The following is a 16,271-nucleotide window of genomic DNA, read 5'->3' on the forward strand; positions in this document are numbered from 1 at the left end:
GTGGCTATGGCCTTGGGGTTGTTGATGGCGGTCGGGGTGGTGAGTCCGGCTCAGGCGGCTGACCCGGCTCCGACCAACGTGAAGGTGACGTGGGCGAGTGCCGCGCACACGCACGTCCGGGTGACGTGGAGCGAGACGGGTTCGGTGCCGAATCGCGTGTTTCCGCAGTACGCCGACGGGCTCGGCTATCTGACCCAGGTCACCACGGCCGCCGGGAACCAGGTGGACATCGGGGTTGGCCAGTTCAACCCGGGGACCGTGGTCAGGATCGCCGTGTACGCCGGAGGGAACGCTTCGACGAGCCCCGCCGGGCTGTCTGTCGCGTTCGACACCTCGCTCCGGGGCTCACCGGTGATCGACTCGCTGACCGCTGCCGCCGGCAACCAGTTCACGATGAAGTGGCACGCGGGCGCCGATCCGGCCGATCCCAACCCGGGCGATCCGCTGGACCTTCCGCTCGGCCCGCACCGGTTCCAGGTGTACGCGAGTCTCGCGACCGTCACCATCTGGGACCTGGTGGCCGACGCCGGGGCCGCGACGTCGGCGACCTTCACGCCGCACGACGCGGCGCCGATCGGCGTCAGCGTGCGCGACTACAACGAGTGGTCCGCCGCGTGGTCCGGAGCCGGGGTCGAGGTCGACTCGGAGCGGTTCGGCAGCGTGTCCGTCCCGGCCGCGACGACGTACGGGCAGCCGACGGTGATCACCGGGCAGCTCCAGCGGTTCACCCGCCGGTGCGATCCCGGCCCGTGCTGGGCGGAGCAAACCGGGGAGGCACCCCGGCCGGTCGTGCTGCACGCCCGGGCGGACGCGGCCTCGCCCTGGTACGTCGTGGGCACCGTCCAGAGCACGGCGAAGGGGGCGTTCCGGTTCGCGCCGGTCGCCTGGGGGACCCGGCAGTACCGGGTCGCCGTACCCGATCACTTCGCCAACGGCAGCCTCGGGCTGGGCGTGATCAGTGGCGCATCGACCACGTTGACCCGGCCGGGCGTCACCGGCGGCTTCACCGACTCCACAGCGACGTACGGGCAGCGCGTGACGACCCGGGTCACGCTGGCACCGCCCGCGAACGTGCGAACGACGCTGCAGCGCTGGGACGGACAGGCCTGGCGCGACCTGAAATGGGTCTCCACCAGCAACGGGACCGGCAGCTACACGTTCACCGCCACGCAGCGCGGCCGGTTCGCCTACCGCTACCTGGTGCCGGCCTTCACGTACGGCGGTCGCCCGCTGAGCTGGCAGGTGTCCCCGAACTTCGTGCTGACCACGAGCTGACGTCCTTGCGCTGAGCGCGACCCCGCACGGGCCGCGCTCGGCGAGGACCTACGGCATCGTTGCGATGCTGGTGGCGCCTGAGTCGGTGGGAGTCGCCGGGGTGGCGGACTTCGACGCGAGGTGGAGGCGGAGGAGGGTGTCGTAGTCGACGACCTCCAGGGACGACGCGGTCTTCGCGGCCTGGGGGAAGTCGGCGGCCGGGTCTTGCGTGCCGACGACCAGGACCGTGCGGGCGTCGGTGATCTCCACGCCGTACTTGGTCTTGGCGAAGGCCTGGTTGTCCGCGGCGGTGAAGTACTTCTGGTACGCCGCCAAGCGGCTCGCGCCGGCCGGGATGTCCAGGGAGCGGCGGTGCTTCTGGCCGGTCTCGCGGAGCGGGAGCGCGAGGTCGCCGACGACGTGCGTGCCGTCCTCGCGTTCGAGGACGAAGTCGGGCGTGATGGTGCCGTCCGACGACTCCAGGGACGGCTGGACGATCAGGCGGGTGGCGTCGAACGCCGACAGCAGGATGTCCTCGTGCTTGGCGAGGAACTCGGCCGTCGTCAGCTTCGCGAGGCCGTGCAGGTAGGTGCTGGCGAACTGGTCCGCCTTCAGGGCCTGCTCGACGCGCTCGCCCCGCGGTACGGCGAAGGTGCCGATCGGGTCGAGGTGCTGGGAGTTGCCGACCAGGCGCTGGAGGAAGTCGCGGTACTTGTCCGCGGGCTCGGAGCGGTGGATCGCGATCGTGAAGAAGTTCCACTTCAGCCGGACCGCGAGGCCGGACGACTGGGCCAGCAGGACGCGGTCCAGTACGGCGTAGTTGCCGGGCTGGAAGTCCAGCAGCCGGTCGCTCGGGCCGACCATCTCGTTGCCGAGCAGGCTCTGCGTCGCGGGGAACGAGTCCGAGAGCGCGTTCTTGCCGCGCTCGCTGGCGATCGTCGCGTCCTTCACGACGCTCTCGTCGGGCAGCGCGACGACGGCGCTCGCGCCGGCCGTCGTACCGAAGTACTCGTCGATGCCGGCGGCCTTCTGCCGGCGGACCTCCAGGGAGCGGTACTCGCGGCTGACGCCGGCCAGCTCCAGGATGTTCCAGTCGGGGGTCTCGGTCAGGATCATCAGCCGCGGGTAGAGCAGCGGGCCGGGCAGTTCGCGGGAGTGGCTGACGGGCAGGTGCTCGCTGACACTCTTCAGGTGCTCGCCCCAGAACTGAGTGTTCACCTTGACGAACTCGGTGGGTTTCATCGCCCGCTCTTCTCCTCGATCACTTCATGGGTCTTCCACAACCAGCAACTCCGGTCCGCACACCGCCTATTCCCCGGCAGTCTGCGGCAGGATGCGCGTCATGGATGCGCATGGGGATGGTACGCCGAGCGGCCGGACGGCGAAGGCGATGTGGGACGAGTGGAAGGAGGCGGACCGGGTCGGCGACGCCGCCGCGGCCGGGCGGCTGGCCTCGGAGATGACCGCGGCGCTGCCGCAGTTCTCCGCGATCTGGTTCGAGGCCGGGATGTACTCCAAGGCGCGCGGCGAGTGGGCCGAGGCGGTCGCGCGAAACCAGCGCGCGGTGGACCTGTTCACCGCCGAGGACGCGGCGGAGTACGACGGGGAGAACCCGGCCGCCTGGAACCTGGGCATCGCCGCCACCGCGATCGGTGACTGGGCGACCGCGCGCAGCGCCTGGACGGCGTACGGGATCGAGGGCATCGAGGCGGGCACCGAGCCGATCGACGTGAACTTCGGCTACGTGCCGATCCGGGTGAACCCCGATCGCCCGAGCCTGCCGCACCAGGTGGTCCCGGAGTTCGGCGACACCGAGGTGATCTGGTGCCGGCGCCGCAGCCCTGCCCACGCGGTGATCTCGAGCGTTCCGCTGCCGGCGTCCGGGCACCGCTTCCGCGACGTCCTGCTCCACGACGGCGAGCCCAAGGGCACCCGCCGCCTCGGCGAGCAGGAGGTCGCGGTCTTCGACCAGCTGGCCCGGCTGGAGTCATCGGACCTGCCGACCTGGCAGGCCCAGATCCTCGGCACCGGCCCCACCGACCTCGACGCCCTCGCCGACCTGATCGGACCGCGCGACCTGGGCCTAGACGACTGGTCGAGCATCCGCCTGATGTGCGCCGACTGCTCCCACGGCTCCCCCGGTACGGCCCACACCCACACCCCCGCCGCCACCGACGCGACGATCCTCGGCCTCGCGGGCTCCGAGGCTGACCTCCGCAACTGCCTCGATCCCTGGCTCGCGGAGCGGCCCCACGTCGTACTGGCTGAGCTGACGTTCCTGTGGTGAAGCGGCTCAGCCGGAAGCGTCGGTCTTCTGGCTGAACGCACACCGCCAGTCGCCGGCCACGCGGACGTAGATCTCGCTGATCCACTCCTCCACCGCGTACGGCGTCCCGTCCCAGGAGCCCGAGCTGGCTTTCCGGGCGGTCAGTACGACGACGTCGCCTACGCGGGCCAGCCGCTCGGTCCCGACCACGCGCATGGTGTGGTGGACCAGTTGCCCGGACGCGATCCAGCCGAGGACGTCCTTCCGGGGAGTCGCGCCGGACGGCCCGACGTACACCCAGTCGTCGGTCATGAACCGCCCGACCGCACCCGCGTCGTTCCCCACCAGCGCCACGTCGAACGCCGCCGACACCGCCCGCACCTCGTCCTCGACCGCCATCCGCGCCTCCTCCGTCCCGCCTGAGGCTAGGCCACGGCAGGCGCAGCCCGGGGCGAACGAGAACAGCCCCTGATCCGGTGGATCAGGGGCTGTCACTTGCCCTGTGGCAGGTGCAGGGTTCGAACCTGCGTAGGCATAAGCCGACAGATTTACAGTCTGCTCCCTTTGGCCGCTCGGGCAACCTGCCAGGGTGGTGCCGGTTCGTGAACCGGCGTGAGAGACGATACAACAGACAGTGCCCCTGACAGCAAATCGGAAAGACAGCAACTCGGAAGGGAAGTGCCCATGGCTTCGGAGTCCTCCTTCGACATCGTGAACAAGGTCGACCAGCAGGAGGTGGACAACGCCGTGAACCAGGCGGCGAAGGAGATCAGCCAGCGGTTCGACTTCAAGAACGTCGACGCGGGGATCAAGTTGTCCGGCGAGGCGATCGACCTGCAGGCCAACACCGAGGAGCGCTGCAACGCCGTTCTGGACGTGCTCAAGGACAAGCTGGTCAAGCGGCAGATCTCGCTCAAGGGCCTGGAGGCCGAGGACCCGAAGCTGTCCGGCAAGATCTACAAGATCAACGCCACGATCAGCGCGGGGATCACCCAGGAGAACGCGAAGAAGCTGTCCAAGCTGATCCGCGACGAGGGCCCGAAGGGCGTCAAGGCGCAGATCCAGGGCGACGAGCTGCGGGTCTCCAGCAAGAGCCGCGACGACCTGCAGACGGTCCAGTCGCTGATCAAGGGCCAGGACCTCGACTTCGCGGTGCAGTTCGTCAACTACCGCTGACCGCTCGCGGGAGACGCCCGGCCAATTCGCTCGCCGATCCGCCCTTGGCCGGGCATCCTGAACGCCGTGAACACACCGGCGCTGCAGGACTGGCTGCACGACGACCACGGGCTCGATGTGGTCGAACTCACGCGCGTACAGGGCGGCGCGGACCTCGCCGCCGAGGTGTGGAAGGTGAAGGCGAGCGCCGATCCGGAGAGTCGCCAAGGCGTCCGCTCGTACGCCGTTAAGTGGTCCGGTGGTGGGACCGATGCCGGGCCGTTGGTGAGCGCGGAGCTGGCGGCGGCGGGAGTTCCTGGGGTCGCCGGGCCGGTGCGGACTCGGGCGGGTGGGCTGTGGAGTGAGCGGGACGGGCGCCGGCTGACGGTGATGCCCTGGGTCGACGGGCGGCAGGCATCCGAGAGCGGGCTCACTGACGCGGATTGGACGGCGTACGGCGTACTGCTGGCTCGGGTGCACGCAACCGAGCCGTCGGACGAGCTGCGGCAGGCGTTGCCGCGGGTGAATCCGGTGAACGCCCGGATGCCGGGGTTGCTGCGGGAGCTGGATGCTCAGCTGACCCAGCAGTCGCCGGCGGACGAGGTCGAGGCCGAGCTGGGCGTGCTCTGGAGGCAGCACCGGACGCCGATCCTTGGACTGCTGGAGCCGGTCGACGGGCCGCACGGCCCCGCGGTCATCTGCCATGCGGATCCACACCTCGGCAACGTGATCCTCGGCGCGGACGGTGTCCACCTGATCGACTGGGACGACGCCGTACTGGCTCCGCGCGAGCAGGACCTGATGTTCGTCCTCGGCGGCATGGGCACTCTCGGCCCGACCACGACGCAGCAGCTCGACGCCTTCTTCACCGGCTACGGCGAGGTCGAGCCAGACCCCGTCAACCTCCACTACTACCGCCATGCCAGGGCCCAAGAGGACGTCGCCCTCTGGGCCGAACAGGTCATCAACGGGCCGGACCGCGAGGAGTCACTGCAGATTCTCCGCGGCGTACTGGGCCCGGACGGGCTGCTGCTACGCGTGACGGACCCAGATGTTGGGCTCGGTGTAGGTGCCGATTCCGTCGGCGATCGTGAGGGTGGAGAAGTCCGGCGGTGATCGTGTGTAGGTGCCAGGGGAGGGTAGGGCGGAGGGGCGCGATCACCCGGTCAGCCCGTGGGCGACGGCTCGGTCGCGGACCGCGGTGACGAGCGCGGCGGCGGTGCCTCGGCCTTGCCGGTCGGCGCGGACGGCGGCGGCGCGTCGGCGGCCGGGATCAGCATGCAGCCGAGGCTAGGTCGGGCTGCCGCCGGCGACCACTGCGTTTCGGACGGCGCGTGGTGAGCCGCCGAGTTCGCGGTGGCAGGCCTTGTTGAAGGCCTGGAGGTCGGGGATGCCGACCGAGGCGGCGACCGCGGGGATCGACAGGGTCGAGGCGACCAGGAGGTGCCGGGCGCGGGTCAGCCGGCGGCGCCGGAGGTAGGCGATCACCGTCGTACCGGTCTCCGCGTGGAAGAGCCGGGTCAGGTGGTTGTGCGAGACCCCGGCCGCGCGAGCGAGCTCGGGGACGGTCAGCGGCCGAGCCAGGTTGGCCTCGATGAAGGCGATCGCGGTGGCGACGGCCGGGTGGGTGTCGCGGGTCCCGGGATCGGCGCCGGCCGAGAGATGCGCGATGCGCCAGAGCGCGGTCCACACCTCCGCGACCACGCGCGGGGAACCGCTCGGGGACGCCTCGAGCGCGGAGCGCAGCAGATCGGCGAGCACCGGCGCGGCCGCTCCGGCGTCCTGGACTTCCGGCACGTACGACGGCTCGCCGCCGGGCCGGGGGCGGAAGTGCACGTACAGGTGCTCGGAGCGCCCCCGGTAGTCGAACTGCACCTGCGCCCCGGCCGGCGTCAGGCTGACGAAACCGGGCGCGACCGCGTACGTCGTACCGTCCAGGGTCAGGTCGGCCGAGTAGCTGTAGAGATGCAACTGCCACAGATCGGGCAGCCGGAACACGTCGCGGCGCCGGTGGACGCCGTGCACGCCCGCGCCGACGTTGACGGCCTCCGGCGGCTGGGCCAAGGTCAACTGAAGCATGGTGAGAAATTACCACCAGTGGTGAATCGGACCGACGCGAAACAAGGTTCCCGAAACCTAACCTGGACGAGTAGGAACCACCACGGACCAGTCGCCCCGAGAGGGAGAGACATGCCCCACCCCCATCGCAAGAACCTGCTTACGTCGGTCCAGATGGCTCATTTCGTCGCCACCGGCGCGTTCCGGATGGACGCCGTCGTACCGGACGAGATGAACCAGCAGGCCCTCGACGTGCTCCAGGCCGGCATCCCCGGCGTCCCCTACGGCACGCCGCTGTCGGAGGCGTTCGCGGACAGCGAGTTCGTGCAGCGGCTGGTGCAGCTGCCCGAGATCGCCGGCGCGATCCACAGCCTGGTCGGCCCGGAGCCGACCGTCGACCACCACGCGGTGCACATCCGCAAGGCCAACGAGGGCGAGGCGCAGAACCTGCACGGTGACGCGATCATCGACGTCCGCGAGGACGCCTTCGACGTGCAGCTGATGTACTACCCGCAGGAGGTGACGCTCGAGATGGGCGGCACCCTCAGCGTGCCCGGCAGCCACCTGCGCCGGACCAACGAGTCCGACACCGGCCGCTACCAGAACCTGGCCGGCCAGACCCGGCTGACCTGCCCGGCCGGCACCGTCGTCTTCCTGCACCACGGCATCTGGCACGGCGGCCGCAAGAACGACAGCGCGATCGACCGCTACATGTTCAAGATCCGCTTCAACCCGACCGTGCGCCAGGTCCGGCTGTGGGACCTCGAGGACCTGTACGACGAGCAGGTCGCCGCCGAGCTCAAGCAGACGTTCCCCTGGTACGAGAACGCAACCGGCCGGCTGGAGATCTACAACCGGGTCAAGCTCTGGCAGGCGCTGACCGGTGACGACACCTTCGACCCCGACTACTGGGTCACCCGGGTCTCGAACCGCCCGCAGCGCGTGATCTCCCAGCGCAGCCTCAACCCGCACGCCGCCAAGAAGGTGACCGCATGACCACGACCGCCCCTGACCCGACCCAGACCACGGTCCGCCAGCAGGTCCTGGTGCTCTACCTGGCCTCGTCCGCGCTCGACGCGCGCACGGTCGGCTGGTCGACGTACGACGGCACCGGCGCGACCTCGCCGACGACCGGCGACAGCGACGTCCCGCCGTACGCGAACGGGCTGGAGGCACTGAAGGACGGCTGGCGGCTGTTCCAGGCCGCGCAGCTGCTGCCGCCGCAGCACGGTCACGAGTACGACGTGTCGTTCCTCAAGCACGAGTTCTTCTTCGAGAAGCTGGTCACGGTCTGAGCTGGTACAGGCTCAACGAGCTGATCCGCAACGGGCCGTCGGTGGCGAGGGTGATCTCGTCGCCGGCGGCCTCGCTGTCGAAGTCGACGTTCAGGCAGGTGTAGGCGAGGCCGGAGAAGCTCGCGAGCTGACCCCGGTCGACGAGGAGCCGCAGGGTTTCGCCGGCGGCGACCGGTACGTCGTAGTAGCCGCGCAGGCGCAGTGTGCACGGTCGCGAGGCGCCGGCGATCTCCAGCTCGAACGTGCGGCCTGCACCGAGGACGTGCCGGCCGGACTCGAAGGTTGCCTCCGGCCACGTTTGGGCGTCGCCGCGGAGGGTGCGGATCTCGTCGACCGGGCGGCTGAGGATCCGGGGGCCGTCGGGCGTGGGCACCAGTTCCTGCTCGACCGGGAAACTCGCGTTGCCGGTCCAGACCGAGCCCTTGTTGCGGCCCTGCCAGGCCATCGTGATGGTCCGGTCCGCGTTCTCGAAGGACTGCGCCGCGTAGTAGTCGCCCGCCGCGGGGCCCGGGTTGCGGGTGATCGTCTGCGGCTCGGTCCAGGTCGTGCTGAAGGTCCGGCCGTCGAAGTCGCCGACGACGTACGAGCCGCGGGCGTCGCGGAGGACCCAGACGGTCTCGCCGTCCAGGTCCATCGGGGTGAAGTCGGGGCACTCGAAGAACCAGTCGGCGGCGTACCGGCTGGTCCGCTCCCAGTCGCGAAGGTTCGGGGAGACGAACACGTCCACACCGTTGCCCTCGGCATCGGACCAGACGACCATCGCCCAGCGCGACGTCGGCGCGTGCCAGACCACCTTCGGGTCGCGGCTCTCGTGCCCGCTCGGTTGCGCGACGATGCGGCCTTCGTCGTACGGCGTGAAGGTGGAACCGCCGTCGAGGCTGTAGAACATCCGCACGCCCTGGGTCCCGGAGAAGACCACGATCGGGTCGTCGTCGCCGTCCTTCAGGCCCGAGGTGTTGCCCAGGTCAACCACTCCCCCACCGGACCACAGGTCGCCGGGGTGGATCGCCGGGTCGAGGGCGTTCGGCTGCTGGGTCCAGTGCACGAGGTCGGGGCTGGTCGCGTGGCCCCAGTGCATGGTGTCCCAGACCAGGCTGTCCGGGGCGTGCTGGAAGTAGAAGTGGTACGTGCCGCGGTAGTACAGCAGGCCGTTCGGATCGTTCATCCAGCCGGCTCGGGGGCTGAAGTGGACCTGACCGCGGTTCGGTTCGTCGTACGGCATGGAGGGCTCCTCAGCGGGGACGGCGGTGTTCTCGGGACAGCAGCGGATCCAGGGCGTTCTCGCCGGTCGCCTGGTACCAGTAGGCGACGGTGGAGATGTCGTCGCAGCGCTCGAAGTGGCCGTGGTCCCAGGCGCCGATCTGCTGCAGGGTGACCTTCAGCCGGTCGCGGAAGATCACCGGATCGGGCAGGTGCCAGCGGTACATGCCGTGCGACTGCAGGGTGCTGGTCAGGAACGGCGAGGCCTTGGTGGTGTCCTGGTCCGAGTAGAACGGATAGCCGCAGTACGGCGCACTGAAGGTGAGCGGTTTCGGCGGCGGGTCGACGCGGAGCGCGTCCTGGAAGGCCCACGCTCCGCCGGCGTAGTCCTCGAGCCCGGTGCTGCACTGGGACGGGTAGTCGGTGTCGTCGTCGAGGTAGAACTTCACCTCGCCCTCTCCCCACCAGTAGCGCTCGAGAGCGGTGAGGCCGATGTAGGTGCCGACGTAGTGGCCGCTGCCGGTGACGCCGTCGAGGATGACGTGGTCCTCGGCGGGCGCGGTGGAGGCGTTGCTGCGGCGCCACTGGGCGTGGAACTGGGCGGTGTCCGCGGGGAGATCGTCGTCGACGGTGTAGTCGAGTTGGTAGTAGATGCCGTCGACCTTGCCGGGGTGCTCGTTGGTGAGCTCGATCCGGGCGTGCCGCTGGAACGGCATCGGGAAGTAGCAGTTCATGCCGCCGGTCGGGGCGACGACGATCGGTGCCGAGGTGATCAGGGCGCGCTGGCCGAAGCCGTTGCAGAAGAAGTCGCCGAGGGGGACTTCGACCGACGGTGTGGTGGCGTCGTCCCAGAAGATGCGGAGGACGAGGTCGCGGAGGACCCAGGGGCCGGCCGAGGTCTTGTCCGGGACGGTCATCCAGAGGTGGCGGATCGTGCCCGGGCCGTCGACGTCGGCCAGGGTCGCGGTCCCGCCCGGCTCCAGCGAGATCGCCGGCCGGCCCTTGCGGGACGGGCCGAGCGCGGACGCCGTCATCGCCGCCCGGCCGGGAGCGCCGGTCGGGTTCTCGGCGTTGATCGAACGACTCCGGCTGGTGCCGGGGGCTCGGGTCAGGGCTGTCCAGTCGGTCACGGCGACCTCCTTGCGGAAGCTGACGGGCGGGCGAGCGGGCGGCGAGCGGGTGGGCGGGCGGCGAGCGGGTGAGCGGGCGGCGAGCGGGTGAGCGGGCGGCGAGCGGGTGAGCGGGCGGCGAGCGGGTGAGCGGGCGGCGAGCGGGTGAGCGGGGCTGGGGCAGGCGAGCGAGCGGGCTAGCGGCGGGCCGCCGGGGTGGCGGCGGTCCGGCGTACGGTCAGACCGGCAGGACGCAGACCGGTTTCGGCCAGGACAGCGGCGTCCCCGTTGCGGTGAGGGCGCCGCTGGACTGGTCGATCTCGAACACCGCGAGGGCGTCGGAGCGCTCGTTCCCGGCGTACAGGCGGGTGAGGTCGTTGCTGAAGGCAAGGTGCCGGGGCCAGTCGCCGCCGGAGCCGATGGTCTGGATCAGCTCGACGCCGAGGCCGTCGGCGTCGGTCGCGAAGACGGCGATCGTGTTGTCGCCACGGTTCGAGCCGTACAGGTAGCGGCCGTCCGGCGTGATCAGCAGCTCGGCCGGGTAGTTCTCGCCCGCGGCGCCGTCCGGCCGGGTCGACACCGTCTGCGTGACGGCGAGCTTGCCGTCGGCGTAGCTGGCGACGGTGAGCGTGGAGTCGAGCTCGTTGATCACGTACGCCGCACCGCCGGCCGGGTGGAACACGAGGTGCCGCGGTCCCGCACCCGGGTGGACCTGCAGCCGACTGACCTCTTCGAGCCGGCCATCCGGGGTCAGGGTGGAGACGTAGACGGTGTCCGAGCCGAGGTCGACGTCGGTCGCGTACGTGCCGGCCGGGTCGAACGCGACCTGGTGGGCGTGCGGGCCTTCCTGGCGCTCGGCGTTCGGGCCGGTGCCTTCGCGCTGCAGGATCTGCGTCGCCGTACCGAGCGATCCGTCGGCGGCGATCGGGTGGATCGCGACATTGCCGGAGGTGTAGTTCGCGCTCAGCAGGTAGTTGCCGGAGGGGTCGATCACGAGGTGGCAGGGGTGCGCGCCCTCGGTCGGCTGGTCGTTCAGGAACTCCAGCGAACCGTCGTCGCCGATCGCGAACGCGCTGACGCGGCCGGCTTCCAGCTCGTTGGTCGCGTAGAGGAACCGGCCGTCGGCCGACCGGGTCAGGAACGACGGGTCCACCGTCTCGACCGCGAGCACCAGCTCCTCGGCGGTCCCGACCCCGATCCCGGTCCCGCCACCGTCCTGGCTGGTGTAGCTGCCCACATAGATCCGCTCCGAAGTCATGCCCCTACCCTGCCAGGTCAACGACTTGGTGGCATCCGCCGTCCCAGCATGCAACGCCTCGCGGGCCGAGAGGGAGCCGGTCGGGCGCACCCAGCGAGCACATCCCACGCTGCGAACAGGGTGCTGTGGAACGTGCTCCCAGCGCGCCGTTCGGGAGCCGGGGCAGCGCGAGCGCCCGGCGGGCGGGCCAGGGCGGCTTGAGCACCCGCCAGGTTCCCGCTGGCGCTGATGCCCGACCCTCTCGGTGCAGCGCACCCGCGACTGGTGGACGGCCAAGCAGCGCCAGCTCAGCCGGGGCGGCGCGAGCGCCCGGCGGGTGGGCCTCGGGCGGTCGTACGCTCGTCGCATGACGACCTCGGGGTTCCTGCGGCGGATCGGGTTGGCGGTGGCTCCGGCGGGGCCGAGCGTCGAGGGGTTGTTCGCGTTGCAGCGGGCGTTCGCGCTGTCGGTGCCGTACGAGTCGATCCAGTACCAGCTCGGGCGGGGCGGGCCGCTGGATCAGCGGGCGGTGGTCGAGCGGATGATCGCGCGGGAGGCGGGCGGCTACTGCTTTCAGATGAACGGCGCGTTCGCCTGGTTGCTCGAAGGGCTCGGGTACCAGGTCACCATGCATCGCGGGGGTGTCCAGCCGCGGACGATGCCGGAACCGCGGGTCGACGGTACGCATCTCGTGCTGACCGTCACCGGGCTTCCCGAGGATCCGGAGCGCGTCTGGCTGGCTGATGCCGGGCTCGGTGACGGGTTCCTGGAGCCGGTACCGCTGGAGGTCGGCACGAGCCGGCAGACGCCGTACACCTTCGGCCTCGGCCCCTCGGCGATCATCGACGGCTGGCGGCTCGAGCACGACGCGCGCAATGTGATCGCCGGGATGGACTTCGAGGCCGCGCCCGCCGTCATCGGGGACTTCGCCGAGCAGCACGCGCACCTGTCGACGTCGCCCACCTCGCCGTTCGTCCGCGTGGCGTCGGCGTTCCTGCGCCGCCCGGAGAGCGTGCTCGCCCTCCGGTCCACCGAGCTCGTCGAGACCTCGGCCGACCGGATCGACACCACACTCATGGAGACACCGGGCGAGTACTACGAGCTGCTGGCCGATGTCTTCCAGCTGCCTCTCCACCACCTGGACCGCGCCGACCGAGACCAGCTCTGGCGACGGGTCGTCGAGCAGTACGAGTCGTACCAGGCCCGCCTTGCCGCAGCCGGCGACTAGGGCGCGAAGACCGCCGCCAGGCGTCGTCGTACGGCGGTCGCGAACTCGTCCGGCCAGGTGACTCCCGTACGCCGGCAGAGATCCAGCGCCAACGGGAGAAAAGCGTCGAGGCAGGACCGCTGGAAGTCGATCGCGGACTCGCGCGTCGCGACGATCGCGGGCAGGGCCTCGAGCGTGCGGTAGTGCTGCGGGGCGAGAAGCGTCGACAGGTGCAGGGCGCCGCCGCGGTCTTCCACCTCGACCGACTCGACCATCAGCTGGATCAACATGGTCCGCAGCAGCGTGGACCCCGACGCGGCGACGACGTAGTCCTCCCGCCCCAGCGCGACCGGCAGCAACGCGGCGACCCGCAGGAACTCGGGCACCACCTTCGCGACCACGTCGGCCGACGGGCGGGCGACCGGGCCCTCCTCCGGCAGGTCAATCTGGTCGTGGTCGAACACGACCTTCGCCGTACGCCGTGAGAGGCCGCGCAGAACGTCCGGCGGACCGATGAGCAGATCGAAGCGAAGCCAGTCGTCGCCGACGATGTGGTTCACGACGACGGTCGGGCCGAAGTCGAGGACCTGGTGGTAGACCAGCGGCATCGCCCGCCGGACGGCGACGAGCCAGTCCTCAACGACAGCGCCGGCGGGATCGGGGACGACGGCCAGCAGGTCCAGGTCGCTGAACTCGTCATCGGTACCCCGGGCCGTGCTGCCGGTGATCCACACGCCGCGGACTCGCGAATCGGTGCGCAGGTGGTCCGTCGCCCAGGTGAGGAGCTCGGTGCGATTCATCGGCTCAGGATCTTGCCGTACAGCGCTGAGTCGGCGGTGAGGTTCGGGAGCAGGACCTGCCAGCCTTTGCGGCGGTAGAGCCTCGGGGCCGGGCGGTCGTCGGCGTACGTGCTGAGCAGGGCCTTCGGGTGTGGAAGGCCGGTCAGCAGTGCGTCGTGCAGGGTGGCGCCGACGCCGCGGCCTTGGACCTCAGCGGCGACGGCCAGCTCGACGAACTCGAAGTGGCCGCCGACCCACTCGCCGGCGAGGTCCGGCGCGGCCTCCGCGATTCGGTCGGACCACCACTGCCCGCGCTCGCCCGTGTAGCCGTAGGCGAAACCGGTGACCGCGCCATCCTCGCGGGTGAGGACGAGCTTGAATCCCGGACGCCCCGCGTGGGTCGGGAGCTGTTCCTCGACGAACTGGTCGGCGCGCTCCGGCGGTTCGTCGTAGCCGGGGGCGCCGAAGGCCGAGAGGTAGACCCGTCGCAGCTCGCCGGCCGCCGCGAGGGCGGCGGCCGGGTCCAGGGTTTCGGTCACTTCACGAGGTTAGACGCAGGCCTCGAAGGGACCAGGTCCCGCGCCAGGGCTTCTGCGGCGGGGGTGCTGACCAGGACGACGTCGTACCCGGTGAGGTCGGCGCCTTCCGGAGTGAGCGTCAGGCGCAGGGCCGGGCGGTTGCGGCGGACGCTGACGAAATGGCGTACGCCGGTGCCGAGGCCCCAGCGGCCGACTTTGAGGACGCCGGTGACGACGATGCCGGAGCGGCCGCCGGGGGTCGCGGTCCAGCGCGTCGGGTGCTCGACGACGCCGACCGTCGCGATCACCTCGACCGGGATTGCCAGGCGGGGGCGGCCGGCGGCGAAGAACCGCTCCCACCAGCTCAGGCCTACCGTCACCGTCGTGTCGTTCGCACGTACTGTCGCCATGTCAGGTCCTCCACTCCTAGACTATTTCCATTACTGGGAATATTACCAAGATTGGAATCGAAACGCCAGATGACCTCTCTCGTCGACCTGCTGCACCACCCCCTGCGCTGGCGGATCACGCAGCTGCTGATCGGCCGCTCGCTGACCACCCGCGAACTGGCCGAGCTGCTGCCCGACGTGGCGACGACGACGCTGTACCGGCAGGTCGGCGTCCTGGTGAAGGCCGGCGTACTGATGGTCTCCGACGAGCACCAGGTCCGCGGCGCGGTCGAGCGGACCTACACGCTGAACGCCCAGGCCGGCGACGCGGACAACGCCGAGGTCGACCACGACAAGCTCCGCACGATGTTCACCGTCTTCGTCGCGGGCATCGGCGGCCACCTCGACCAGTACCTCACCCGCGCCACCATCGACCCACTCGCCGACGGCATCAGCTTCCGCCAGACCGCGCTCAACCTGTCGGACGAGGAGTTCACCGAGTTCATCACCGCGTACGGCGAACTCCTGGCCCGCTACGCCGACAAGCCGGACACCGCGGACCGCACCCGCCGGATGCTCTCCACCCTCATCGTCCCGGACTAAGGTCTCGGGGGTGATCACTGACCAGCAACGCCGCGACCGCGGCCTCCGGACGGTCGCCGAGATCCTCGAACTGGCCGAGAGCGGGACCGTCGTACTCGACCCGTACTCGGTGCTGCTCGGTACCGGAGTTGCCCTGGGCAAGGAAACGTCCTGTACCCCGGGGTCGTGATCGAGTGCGCGGAGGACGGCAAGTGCGTCCTGGGCAACCGGAACACGCTGCTACCCGGCACCTTCCTCTCCGTCGGCCCCGGCGGCTCTCTCTTGCCATCGGCAACGATGTGAGGCTCAAGGGCTTCGGGAGAGCGCGGGGGGTGCAGGTCGGCGTGGGTGAAGTCGTCAACGGGTCCGGCGACTTCGACGACGCCCCGGTCGAACGCCAACGCCATTACCACCCGAACGCACCCCACCTGAGCGAGTGAGCACGCCGTGGCCACAGGTCCTTTTCTGACCTAGCGTCCGATGTGGCACTGGTTAAGCTGACTAGCGCCGAGCGAGCTGGGTGAGGTCGGCTTCACGGGCCGCCCCGCCGACGAGGGGGGCCGAGTCCGGCCGCTGGCGTAGCCCGTCGAGTGCGATCGGGAGGTAGCGTCGCCAGAGTTCGGGATCGGCGTCCGTCGACAGCCGCGCGAGCATGCTACCGATCACGGCCAGATCGAGGATCTCGACGTCAGGGCGCACGACCCCAGCTCTCCGAGCCCGGGCCAGGAGGTCACCGACGGCCGGCAGCATGCGCTCGCGGGCCTGGGCCAGCCTCCGACTGCCTCGCATCCCGTCACCGAGCACCTCCGCCAACCCGCGATCGCCTGCCTGCTCGGCGACCGACTGCTCCAGGAACCACCCCAGGGCCTGCCACGGCTCCTCGATCGCCGCGGCGCTCTCGGCCAGCGCGACCATCGCCTGGACCCGGTCCGCGAACAAGGCGTCGATCAGGTCGTCGCGCTGAGGGAAGCGGCGGTACACCGTCCCGACTCCCACGCCGGCGGCCCGTGCGACCTCGTCGAAGCCGGCCATCAGCCCCCGCTCGGCGAAGACCGTCTCGGCGGCCTCGACGATCAGCCGGCGGTTGCGTTCCGCGTCGGCTCGGAGCGGGCGCGAGTCACCGAGGTCCAGCTCAGGCTCTGACTGGTCGACCTCGACGACGGACTGCTTGGTCGACCGCGGCGGCATGCTGCGCAGCCTATCAAACGGAAACCATTCTCCA

The 16,271-nt window shown here is 70.4% G+C and carries 19 protein-coding genes and 1 tRNA gene; 9 read left to right on the forward strand and 11 right to left on the reverse strand.

Features of this window, described 5'->3' with window-relative positions; translation table 11 throughout:
• The first annotated feature begins 6 nt into the window (after positions 1–6).
• Positions 7–1,275, forward strand: coding sequence for a hypothetical protein (locus HDA39_RS24915; protein ID WP_184798943.1), 1,269 nt, complete (start codon positions 7–9; stop codon positions 1,273–1,275).
• A gap of 48 nt (positions 1,276–1,323) precedes the next feature.
• Here HDA39_RS24915 and HDA39_RS24920 read toward each other — a convergent pair whose 3' ends face one another.
• Positions 1,324–2,496: a hypothetical protein gene (locus HDA39_RS24920; RefSeq protein ID WP_184798945.1), complete on the reverse strand. Its 1,173-nt coding sequence runs from the start codon at positions 2,494–2,496 to the stop codon at positions 1,324–1,326.
• A 100-nt stretch (positions 2,497–2,596) separates the two neighbouring features.
• Between HDA39_RS24920 and HDA39_RS24925 the strand changes: the two genes are divergently transcribed.
• Positions 2,597–3,541, forward strand: coding sequence for a tetratricopeptide repeat protein (locus tag HDA39_RS24925; RefSeq protein ID WP_184798947.1), 945 nt, complete (start codon positions 2,597–2,599; stop codon positions 3,539–3,541).
• 6 nt (positions 3,542–3,547) lie between these two features.
• On the opposite strand, the gene HDA39_RS24930 is transcribed toward HDA39_RS24925, so the two are convergent.
• Both HDA39_RS24930 and HDA39_RS24935 read right to left on the reverse strand, forming a co-directional pair.
• Complete coding sequence (locus HDA39_RS24930) at positions 3,548–3,919, reverse strand: nuclear transport factor 2 family protein (protein ID WP_184798949.1); 372 nt, start codon at positions 3,917–3,919, stop codon at positions 3,548–3,550.
• A gap of 104 nt (positions 3,920–4,023) precedes the next feature.
• Positions 4,024–4,106 (reverse strand) — tRNA-Tyr (locus tag HDA39_RS24935).
• A 98-nt stretch (positions 4,107–4,204) separates the two neighbouring features.
• Here HDA39_RS24935 and HDA39_RS24940 point away from each other — a divergent pair.
• Together HDA39_RS24940 and HDA39_RS24945 are read left to right on the forward strand one after the other, a co-directional pair.
• Positions 4,205–4,696 carry a YajQ family cyclic di-GMP-binding protein gene (locus tag HDA39_RS24940; RefSeq protein ID WP_184798951.1) on the forward strand — a complete coding sequence of 164 codons (492 nt, stop codon included), beginning with the start codon at positions 4,205–4,207 and terminating at the stop codon, positions 4,694–4,696.
• 66 nt (positions 4,697–4,762) lie between these two features.
• Positions 4,763–5,791, forward strand: coding sequence for a phosphotransferase (locus HDA39_RS24945; RefSeq protein WP_184798953.1), 1,029 nt, complete (start codon positions 4,763–4,765; stop codon positions 5,789–5,791).
• Between the two features lie 174 nt (positions 5,792–5,965).
• Here HDA39_RS24945 and HDA39_RS24950 read toward each other — a convergent pair whose 3' ends face one another.
• Entirely contained in the window at positions 5,966–6,754 is a 789-nt protein-coding gene (locus HDA39_RS24950; RefSeq protein WP_184798955.1) for an AraC family transcriptional regulator, read from the reverse strand.
• A 111-nt stretch (positions 6,755–6,865) separates the two neighbouring features.
• Between HDA39_RS24950 and HDA39_RS24955 the strand changes: the two genes are divergently transcribed.
• Both HDA39_RS24955 and HDA39_RS24960 read left to right on the forward strand, forming a co-directional pair.
• Entirely contained in the window at positions 6,866–7,729 is an 864-nt protein-coding gene (locus tag HDA39_RS24955) for a phytanoyl-CoA dioxygenase family protein (protein WP_184798957.1), read from the forward strand.
• Positions 7,726–8,028 carry a hypothetical protein gene (locus HDA39_RS24960; RefSeq protein ID WP_184798959.1) on the forward strand — a complete coding sequence of 101 codons (303 nt, stop codon included), beginning with the start codon at positions 7,726–7,728 and terminating at the stop codon, positions 8,026–8,028. Before HDA39_RS24955 ends, HDA39_RS24960 begins: the two co-directional genes overlap by 4 nt.
• Here HDA39_RS24960 and HDA39_RS24965 read toward each other — a convergent pair.
• The 3 genes from HDA39_RS24965 to HDA39_RS24975 all read right to left on the reverse strand — a co-directional run bounded on the left by HDA39_RS24965 (position 8,018) and on the right by HDA39_RS24975 (position 11,595).
• Positions 8,018–9,250 (reverse strand): glycoside hydrolase family 32 protein, encoded by a 1,233-nt coding sequence (locus HDA39_RS24965; RefSeq protein WP_184798961.1) that lies wholly within the window; start codon positions 9,248–9,250, stop codon positions 8,018–8,020. The genes HDA39_RS24960 and HDA39_RS24965 overlap by 11 nt on opposite strands.
• Before the next feature lie 10 nt (positions 9,251–9,260).
• Positions 9,261–10,358 carry a glycoside hydrolase family 172 protein gene (locus HDA39_RS24970; protein WP_337925881.1) on the reverse strand — a complete coding sequence of 366 codons (1,098 nt, stop codon included), beginning with the start codon at positions 10,356–10,358 and terminating at the stop codon, positions 9,261–9,263.
• A 217-nt stretch (positions 10,359–10,575) separates the two neighbouring features.
• Complete coding sequence (locus tag HDA39_RS24975) at positions 10,576–11,595, reverse strand: lactonase family protein (protein WP_184798963.1); 1,020 nt, start codon at positions 11,593–11,595, stop codon at positions 10,576–10,578.
• A 346-nt stretch (positions 11,596–11,941) separates the two neighbouring features.
• Here HDA39_RS24975 and HDA39_RS24980 point away from each other — a divergent pair, with 346 nt between their 5' ends.
• Positions 11,942–12,802 (forward strand): arylamine N-acetyltransferase family protein, encoded by an 861-nt coding sequence (locus HDA39_RS24980; RefSeq protein WP_184798965.1) that lies wholly within the window; start codon positions 11,942–11,944, stop codon positions 12,800–12,802.
• On the opposite strand, the gene HDA39_RS24985 is transcribed toward HDA39_RS24980, so the two are convergent.
• The 3 genes from HDA39_RS24985 to HDA39_RS24995 are packed head-to-tail and all read right to left on the reverse strand — an operon-like array spanning position 12,799 to position 14,488.
• Positions 12,799–13,581 carry a nucleotidyltransferase domain-containing protein gene (locus HDA39_RS24985; RefSeq protein WP_184798968.1) on the reverse strand — a complete coding sequence of 261 codons (783 nt, stop codon included), beginning with the start codon at positions 13,579–13,581 and terminating at the stop codon, positions 12,799–12,801. The genes HDA39_RS24980 and HDA39_RS24985 overlap by 4 nt on opposite strands.
• Complete coding sequence (locus tag HDA39_RS24990; RefSeq protein WP_184798970.1) at positions 13,578–14,099, reverse strand: GNAT family N-acetyltransferase; 522 nt, start codon at positions 14,097–14,099, stop codon at positions 13,578–13,580. The genes HDA39_RS24985 and HDA39_RS24990 overlap by 4 nt, the downstream gene beginning before the upstream one ends.
• Positions 14,096–14,488 carry a hypothetical protein gene (locus HDA39_RS24995; protein WP_184798972.1) on the reverse strand — a complete coding sequence of 131 codons (393 nt, stop codon included), beginning with the start codon at positions 14,486–14,488 and terminating at the stop codon, positions 14,096–14,098. Before HDA39_RS24995 ends, HDA39_RS24990 begins: the two co-directional genes overlap by 4 nt.
• Positions 14,489–14,557: 69 nt before the next feature.
• Between HDA39_RS24995 and HDA39_RS25000 the strand changes: the two genes are divergently transcribed.
• A complete protein-coding gene (locus HDA39_RS25000; protein ID WP_238356140.1) occupies positions 14,558–15,070 on the forward strand; it encodes a helix-turn-helix domain-containing protein in 513 nt (170 codons plus the stop codon).
• Between the two features lie 10 nt (positions 15,071–15,080).
• Positions 15,081–15,239: a hypothetical protein gene (locus tag HDA39_RS25005; protein WP_184798976.1), complete on the forward strand. Its 159-nt coding sequence runs from the start codon at positions 15,081–15,083 to the stop codon at positions 15,237–15,239.
• A 311-nt stretch (positions 15,240–15,550) separates the two neighbouring features.
• On the opposite strand, the gene HDA39_RS25010 is transcribed toward HDA39_RS25005, so the two are convergent.
• Positions 15,551–16,237, reverse strand: a complete 687-nt coding sequence (locus HDA39_RS25010; RefSeq protein ID WP_184798978.1) for a TetR/AcrR family transcriptional regulator — start codon at positions 16,235–16,237, stop codon at positions 15,551–15,553.
• Positions 16,238–16,271: the final 34 nt, after the last annotated feature.

Source organism: Kribbella italica (genome assembly GCF_014205135.1).
GTDB lineage: Bacteria > Actinomycetota > Actinomycetes > Propionibacteriales > Kribbellaceae > Kribbella > Kribbella italica.

Coding starts and splice junctions, on each gene's coding strand:
- HDA39_RS24915 (WP_184798943.1), top strand. CDS start 7: ATGGCCTTGGGGTTGTTGATGGCGGTCGGGGTGGTGAGTCCGGCTCAG.
- HDA39_RS24920 (WP_184798945.1), bottom strand. CDS start 2,496: ATGAAACCCACCGAGTTCGTCAAGGTGAACACTCAGTTCTGGGGCGAG.
- HDA39_RS24925 (WP_184798947.1), top strand. CDS start 2,597: ATGGATGCGCATGGGGATGGTACGCCGAGCGGCCGGACGGCGAAGGCG.
- HDA39_RS24930 (WP_184798949.1), bottom strand. CDS start 3,919: ATGGCGGTCGAGGACGAGGTGCGGGCGGTGTCGGCGGCGTTCGACGTG.
- HDA39_RS24940 (WP_184798951.1), top strand. CDS start 4,205: ATGGCTTCGGAGTCCTCCTTCGACATCGTGAACAAGGTCGACCAGCAG.
- HDA39_RS24950 (WP_184798955.1), bottom strand. CDS start 6,754: ATGCTTCAGTTGACCTTGGCCCAGCCGCCGGAGGCCGTCAACGTCGGC.
- HDA39_RS24955 (WP_184798957.1), top strand. CDS start 6,866: ATGCCCCACCCCCATCGCAAGAACCTGCTTACGTCGGTCCAGATGGCT.
- HDA39_RS24960 (WP_184798959.1), top strand. CDS start 7,726: ATGACCACGACCGCCCCTGACCCGACCCAGACCACGGTCCGCCAGCAG.
- HDA39_RS24965 (WP_184798961.1), bottom strand. CDS start 9,250: ATGCCGTACGACGAACCGAACCGCGGTCAGGTCCACTTCAGCCCCCGA.
- HDA39_RS24975 (WP_184798963.1), bottom strand. CDS start 11,595: ATGACTTCGGAGCGGATCTATGTGGGCAGCTACACCAGCCAGGACGGT.
- HDA39_RS24980 (WP_184798965.1), top strand. CDS start 11,942: ATGACGACCTCGGGGTTCCTGCGGCGGATCGGGTTGGCGGTGGCTCCG.
- HDA39_RS24985 (WP_184798968.1), bottom strand. CDS start 13,581: ATGAATCGCACCGAGCTCCTCACCTGGGCGACGGACCACCTGCGCACC.
- HDA39_RS24995 (WP_184798972.1), bottom strand. CDS start 14,488: ATGGCGACAGTACGTGCGAACGACACGACGGTGACGGTAGGCCTGAGC.
- HDA39_RS25000 (WP_238356140.1), top strand. CDS start 14,558: ATGACCTCTCTCGTCGACCTGCTGCACCACCCCCTGCGCTGGCGGATC.
- HDA39_RS25010 (WP_184798978.1), bottom strand. CDS start 16,237: ATGCCGCCGCGGTCGACCAAGCAGTCCGTCGTCGAGGTCGACCAGTCA.